Origin of the sequence: Amycolatopsis iheyensis (genome assembly GCF_024703995.1) — a bacterium.
GTDB lineage: Bacteria > Actinomycetota > Actinomycetes > Mycobacteriales > Pseudonocardiaceae > Amycolatopsis > Amycolatopsis iheyensis.
On record NZ_JAMXQV010000002.1, the window covers coordinates 738,347 to 744,784 of the forward strand.

A 6,438-nucleotide genomic window follows, 5' to 3' on the forward strand; every position below is an offset into this window, starting at 1 on the left:
TAGTTTAGCTAGACAATCTAGCTAGTTTTGCTACGGTGGGCCGGGTGGACATCCGAGCCGTCAACGCCGAAATGACCGCCAAGCTCCTCGACGTCCCGGCCGCGCCGGCACCGGAAGGCGGCTACGCGCTGCGCGTGGTCGAGACCCGCGGGCGGGCCAGCGGCGAAGCGCGGAAGGTCCCCTTGGCCGTCGTCGTGCGGGAGGGCGGGCGCTACCTCGTCTCGCCGGTCCGCGACCGCGACTGGGTCGCGAACCTGCTCGCCACGCCGGCCTGCACGCTGCTCGGCAACGACCTGCGGGAGAACTGCCGCGCCGACGAGGTTCACGGCGACGAGGCGGCCGAAGTCGTCGCCACCTACCTGGCGGCGATGTCCGTGCCGTGGGCGGTCAAGGCCTTCCCCGTCCCCCAGGACGCCACGCCCGCCCAGATCGGCGCGCACCTGCCGGGGATGGCGGTGTTCCGCCTGTCCACTGTGGACGACCGGTGAGCGTCGCCGTCACCGGTGGCGGCCCGGGCGGGATGCTGCTCGGCTACCTGCTGGCCCGGGCCGGGATCGACGTCACCGTCCTCGAAGCCCGCGGCGACTTCGACCGCGACTTCCGCGGCGACTCACTGCACCCGTACACCCTCGAGCTGCTCGACCGGCTCGGCCTGGCCGAGGACCTGCTGCGCCTGGACCACTTCAAGGCCCGCTCGTTCCGCTTCCACACCCCGGCGGGGACCTACCGGTGCGCCGACTACGACCGGCTCGACACGCCGTTCGGCTACGTCGCGCTGATGCCCCAGGTGCGGTTCCTCGACTTCCTCGCCGAGCGCGCGAGCGCCCTTCCGACGTTCACCCTGCGCACCAACGCCAAGGTCACCGGGCTCCTCGAAGACGACGGCGTCGTCACCGGCGTCCGGTTCCGCGGTGGTGAGCTCGAGACGTCGGTCGTCATCGGCGCCGACGGGCGGTTCTCCACCGTCCGGCGCCTCGCCGGGCTGCCGGCCGAACCGCTCGGCGCGACGACCGACCTGCTGTGGTTCCGGCTTCCCCGCTCCCCCGGCGACCCGCCCGACGCCGACCTCGACCTGTACTTCGGGCGCGACGCCTACGTCGGCGTCCTCGGCGGCGTGCACGACTGGCAGGTCGGCTACAGCATCGAGAAGGGCTCGTACCCCGCGCTGCGCGAGGCCGGGGTCGAGCCGATCCGCGCGTTCCTGCGCGAGCGCGTCCCGTGGCTGGCCGACCGCGCCCACCTGCTCACCGGCTTCGACCGGACCACGCTGCTGTCGGTCGACATCTCCCGCACCGAGCGCTGGCACCGGCCGGGGCTCCTGCTGCTCGGCGACGCGGCCCACGTCATCTCCCCGGTCGGCGGCAACGGCATCCTGATGGCGATCCAGGACGCCGTCGCCGCGGCGAACCGGCTGATCCCGCCGTTGCGCCGCGGCGAAGTCACCGCCGCCGACCTGGCCGCGGTGCAGGCCGACCGCGTCCGCGCGATCGAGCGCGTCCAAGCCGACCAGGTGCGCGTCGAGCGGCGGGCGGCCGCGGCGCGAGCGCGCGGGCGCGGCACCGCGCCGCCCGCGCTGCTCAGGTTCCTGTTCGCGATCCCGGCGCTGCGCACCCGCGGCGCGCGCAGCAACGCCTACGGCCCCTTCCCGCCTCAGCTGGACGAGTCCCTCTTGGTGTCGTAAGAGGCCCAGCCACCCTGGCCTTCGGCGGCTTCGACGTCGGCGTCGGCGGTCGCCGCGTGGGTCATCGCCGCCACCGTCTGCTCGAGGCCCTGCTGGACCTCGCCGCCGTCGGCTTCGCGGACGCTGTGCAGCGTCACGGTGATTTCCGAGGCGGCCGGGCCGGCTTCGGAGATCCGCAGCTCGCCGTGGTAGTCGTCCGGGCCCTCGGCACCCCAGCGCAGCGCGCGGTTGGCCTCGTCGGTGTGCAGCCACGCCTCGCTGCCGACGCGTTCGCCGTGCACCTCGGCCTCGACGTGCACGCTGTCGCCGCCCGTCGGCTCGGCGACCTTCATCTGCGGGAAGTACCGCGGCAGGTTCTCCGGGTGGCTCAGGAAGGCGAACAGCTCGTCGGCGGGGATGTCGGCGGTCGCGGTGTGGTGGTACTCGGTCATCGGGTCACTCCTCGTCGGCGGTCCGGTCGCGCACCGGTTACCCCTGAGCGGGTGCATTAGAAGGCCCCGTCCGGGGAATCCGGAAAGCATGACGACCACCGAGCCCGAGACCGGGGCGCCCAGGCGGGGCCCCGCCCCCGTGCAGGGCATGGGCATGCTGATCGGCCTGCTGTTGCTGGTGCTGGGCGCGTTCGAGCTGATCCCGGGGGTCACGGTGGGCGACGGGCCCGCGCGCGCCCTCTTCGGCGTGTTCTCGGTGTCCGGGGCGTGGACGCTCGTGCACCTGCTCACCGGTGCCGCCGCGGTGTTCTGCACCCGCTCGCCCGGGCTGGCCAGCCGGTTCCTGCTCGTGGCCGGCGCCGGTTACGCCGTGCTGGGGATCGCCGGGTTGCTCCCGCTGCCCCAGGCCTTCGACGACGCGCTGCCGATGAACCCCGCCGGGACCTGCCTCGCCCTCGGCTTGGGCACGGCGATGCTCATCCTCGGCGCGGGCTGGCTGCGACCGGGGCCCGGTCGCCGATGAAGCCGTCGTCCGGCCGGGGGAACCGGACCAGTGCCGCGGTGAGCAGCACCGCCAGTCCGAAGAGGACATAGCCGTTGCCGGTGAGCTGCTGGAGGACGGTCCAGTTCCGTTCCACCTCGCCGCCGCGCGGCCACCACCACTGCGGGCCGGCGACGAACAGGACCGCGCCCGCACCGGCGAGGATCGCGAAGCCTCGATGGCGCGTGCGGCGGGCCAACGCTGCCCAGCCGAGCAGCACCACGACCGCCCAGACCCAGTGGTGCGTCCAGGAGATCGGCGAGACCAGCAGCCCGGCGACGGCGTTCAAGCCGAGGGCGATGGTGGTCTCCCCCGCCGCCAGCGCCCGCCGCATGCCCAGCGCCGTCAGCACCAGCACCACCGCCACCAGCGGCAGCCACCACGCGGTCCGCGCGTCGACCCCGAGCTTCGCCAGGAGCCCGAGCAGTGACTGGTTGCCCGCGTAGGTCGGCTCGCCGACGCGGCCGGTGTCCCAGAGCGCGCTCGTCCAGTAGCGCACCGAGTCCGTGCCGGCGAGCAGGAAGCCCAGCGCCGTCGCGGCCAGGAACGTCACGGCGCTCGTGACGGCGGCGCGCGTGTCCCGGCGGAGCAGGAAGTACAGCAGGAACACCGCCGGGGTCAGCTTGATCGCGGCGGCGAGGCCGATCAGCAGGCCGCGCGGCCACCGCGGAGTGTCCACCAGGACGTCGAGCACGACCAACGCCAGCAGCAGGAGGTCGAGCTGGCCCGCGTAGACCGTGCGCAACACCGGCTCCAGCACCTCGGCCGCGAGCAGCAGCACGCCGACGCGGCGCCAGTCGCAGCGCGCGCCGAGCGCACGCAGCACCGTGACCAGCACGAGCGCGAGCAGGCCGAGTGTGAGCAGGGTGAGCGCGAGGCAGGCCGCCCAGTACGGCAGGACCGCGAGCGGGGCCAGCACCATCGCGGCGAACGGCGGGTAGGTGAACAGCAGGAGCTGCCCGTCGCCGGTCGGCGGGAGGGTGCCGTAGAGCGCGTGGCCGTGCAGCAGCGCGGCCGAGCCGAGGCGGTAGACGTCGAGGTCGACGCGGTAGGCCGGGAACCGCAGGCGGCCGTCGTTGTAGGACACCAGCAGCGCCACCAGCGCCAGCACCTGCGCGCCGGCCGGCACCTGCTTGTTACCGAGCCACGCCCGCACCGCTCGTCCCCCTCTGATCATCTCTCGCATTCTGTCCGGTCCCCGCGCGGGCGCCATCCGGGAAACCCCCGGGATCCTCCCCGGAAAACCGGTTGCCCACCGTGCCAGCCTGGGCGGATGGGGACACCGACCGGCTTCACCTACCGCCTCGACGGACGCGGCACCGTCACAATCACCCACCACGGCCGGCCCGCCGGGACGCTGCGCGGGGCCGCCGCCGAGAAGTTCCGCACCGCGGTCGACCGCGGTGACGACGTCCAGCTACTGCTGGCCCGGGCGACCGGCAACTACAAGCACGGCAACGAGCGGCGTGCCCGCCGCCGGTGATTTCCTGGCACGCTGACGCCATGAGCTACGACGTCCTGACGATCCGCAAGCACTTCCCCGCCCTCGCCGAGGGCGCCGCCCACTTCGACGGCCCGGGTGGGGCGCAGGTTCCCGACGTCGTCGGGGAGGCGGTGGCCGGGACGCTCTGCGGCGGCATCTCCAACCGCGGCGTGGTCACCGCGGCCGAACGCAAGGCGAGCGCGGTGGTCACCGAGGCCCGGCAGGCGGCCGCGGACCTGCTCGCGGCCGACCCCGCGGGGATCGTCTTCGGGCGCAGCATGACGCAGCTGACCTACGACTTCGCCCGCGCGCTGGCCAAGGGCTGGGGGCCGGGTGACGAGGTCGTCGTGACCCGCCTCGACCACGACGCGAACATCCGCCCGTGGGTCCAGGCCGCGGAGGCGGCGGGCGCGACGGTCCGCTGGGCGTCGTTCGACCCCGGGACCGGTTTGCTGTCCCCGTCCGACGTCAGCTCGCTCCTGTCCTCGCGGACGCGGCTGGTCGCTGTGACGGCGGCGTCCAACCTGCTGGGCACCCGCCCGGACGTCCCGTCGATCGCGGCGGCGGTCCACGACGCGGGCGCGCTGCTGTACGTGGACGGCGTGCACCTGACGCCGCACGCGCCGGTGGACGTCGCGGCCCTGGGCGCCGACTTCTACGCGTGTTCGCCGTACAAGTTCCTGGGACCGCACCTCGGCCTGCTCGCGGCGGCGCCCGACTTGCTGGAGACCGTGCACCCGGACAAGCTGCTGCCGTCGACGAACGCGGTCCCGGAGCGCTTCGAGCTGGGCACGCTGCCCTACGAACTGCTGGCCGGGACCACGGCGGCGATCGACTTCCTCGCCGGTCTCGTGCCGGGGACGGGTCCGCGCCGCGCACGCCTGGTTTCGTCGTTGACCGCGCTTTCGGCGCACGAAGACGCGCTCCTGGCCCGCTTGGACGCGGGTCTGGCGGCGTTGCCGGGTGTGGTGCGCTACGGCGCACCCGACCGGCGCCGGACGCCGACGGTGCTGTTCTCGGTGGCGGGGATCGCGTCGCAGGCGGTGTACGAGCACCTCGAGACGCTGGGGGTGAACGCGCCGGCGGGCAGCTTCTACGCGATCGAGTGCTCCCGGCACCTCGGCCTGGGCGACACGGGCGCGGTGCGCGCGGGCATCGCGCCGTACACCACGGAGGCCGATGTGGACCGGCTGCTGGCCGGGGTCGCGTCGGTTCGGTAGCGCCCACGTGTGGAAGGACGAGCCGTGCTCGACGTGTGAGCGGCCGTTGGGCAACGTGCACGGCAACGCGACGACGCACCCCGGCGCCTGCCGGAAGACGAGGAACGCCGCCCTCACGACGGCGGTGAAGCGCCGGCGAAGTGCGGCGAAGCGCGCTCAGCAGGATTGCGCGTGGTGCGGGAAGTCGATGGCCGGCACCCCGGGAGGCGCCAAAACCCATCCCGGGGAGTGCCGCCGCGCGCAGGGGCGGGCCATGCGCAAGCCGCACGAGATCCGGGTCGACGCGGAGCGGAAAGCCGTCCGGGCGGCAGCCAAGTCCGCCCACCGCTGCGCCGGCTGCGAGACGGACATCTCGCACCTTCGCGTCGACGCCGTCCGCTGTCCGGAGTGTCAGCGCAAGCGGCGCAACGAGCAGGCAGTCGCCCTCGATCGTGCGAAGAACCTGCGCCTGTGCCGGGACTGCGACGAGCCGTTCACCCCCAAGCAGGGCAGGCGGACGTGCGACGGGTGCGCGCACACGAGGCAGTTGCTGCAGAGCCGGCGGCGATCGGACGCCCTCAACGAAGCCAAGTCCGGGCCGCTCGCGGGGTTCCCCTGCCACGGCTGCGGCGAGCCGTTCGACCGCCCCTCGCGCCGCATCAGGCACTGCGCCGCCTGCGCGCTCAGACGCCGCCAGATCCACGCCACCCTCAGGTACAGCAGGCGCCGGGCCCGGGAACCCGACACCCGCACCGTCGAACACCGCATCTTCCGGCGAGACGTCTTCGAGCGCGACGCGTACACGTGCCACATCTGTCACCGGCCGACGACGAAGCGGTGGCGGCGCGGCGAGCCGCTGTCCCCGGTCCTGGACCACGTCATCCCGCTGAGCAGTCCGCTGAGCCCCGGTCACGTGGTCGAGAACGTCGCGACGGCCCACGCCACCTGCAATGCGCGCAAGCACAACGTGGTCCGGCTAGGGCGTGTCCTGTAAGTGGTTGAGCTGGACCTCTGGTAGTCGTGTCCGGTGGTTGGTCGCGGTGAGTTGACGGATAAAGCGTGGGCGGTGATCGAGCCGCTGCTGCCACCGCAGCAAGGCGGTG

8 protein-coding genes are annotated in these 6,438 nt (G+C 73.4%); 6 read left to right on the top strand and 2 right to left on the bottom strand.

The features are described from left to right. Positions 1–44: 44 nt before the first annotated feature. Complete coding sequence (locus M8542_RS07155; protein ID WP_257919211.1) at positions 45–488, top strand: nitroreductase/quinone reductase family protein; 444 nt, start codon at positions 45–47, stop codon at positions 486–488. Next, positions 485–1,681: an FAD-dependent oxidoreductase gene (locus M8542_RS07160; RefSeq protein ID WP_257919212.1), complete on the top strand. Its 1,197-nt coding sequence runs from the start codon at positions 485–487 to the stop codon at positions 1,679–1,681. The genes M8542_RS07155 and M8542_RS07160 overlap by 4 nt, the downstream gene beginning before the upstream one ends. Here M8542_RS07160 and M8542_RS07165 read toward each other — a convergent pair. After that, positions 1,651–2,112 (bottom strand): SRPBCC family protein, encoded by a 462-nt coding sequence (locus M8542_RS07165; protein ID WP_257919213.1) that lies wholly within the window; start codon positions 2,110–2,112, stop codon positions 1,651–1,653. The genes M8542_RS07160 and M8542_RS07165 overlap by 31 nt on opposite strands. A gap of 88 nt (positions 2,113–2,200) precedes the next feature. Here M8542_RS07165 and M8542_RS07170 point away from each other — a divergent pair, with 88 nt between their 5' ends. Further along, positions 2,201–2,635, top strand: a complete 435-nt coding sequence (locus M8542_RS07170; protein ID WP_257919214.1) for a DUF4383 domain-containing protein — start codon at positions 2,201–2,203, stop codon at positions 2,633–2,635. On the opposite strand, the gene M8542_RS07175 is transcribed toward M8542_RS07170, so the two are convergent. Beyond that, positions 2,589–3,830 (bottom strand): glycosyltransferase 87 family protein, encoded by a 1,242-nt coding sequence (locus tag M8542_RS07175; protein ID WP_257919215.1) that lies wholly within the window; start codon positions 3,828–3,830, stop codon positions 2,589–2,591. The genes M8542_RS07170 and M8542_RS07175 overlap by 47 nt on opposite strands. A 96-nt stretch (positions 3,831–3,926) precedes the next feature. Between M8542_RS07175 and M8542_RS07180 the strand changes: the two genes are divergently transcribed. From M8542_RS07180 to M8542_RS07190, 3 genes are all read left to right on the top strand, one after another. Beyond that, a complete protein-coding gene (locus tag M8542_RS07180) occupies positions 3,927–4,136 on the top strand; it encodes a hypothetical protein (protein WP_257919216.1) in 210 nt (69 codons plus the stop codon). Positions 4,137–4,156: 20 nt separating this feature from the next. After that, positions 4,157–5,356, top strand: coding sequence for a cysteine desulfurase-like protein (locus M8542_RS07185; protein ID WP_257919217.1), 1,200 nt, complete (start codon positions 4,157–4,159; stop codon positions 5,354–5,356). Between the two features lie 253 nt (positions 5,357–5,609). Then, positions 5,610–6,329, top strand: coding sequence for an HNH endonuclease (locus M8542_RS07190; RefSeq protein WP_257919218.1), 720 nt, complete (start codon positions 5,610–5,612; stop codon positions 6,327–6,329). Positions 6,330–6,438: the final 109 nt, after the last annotated feature.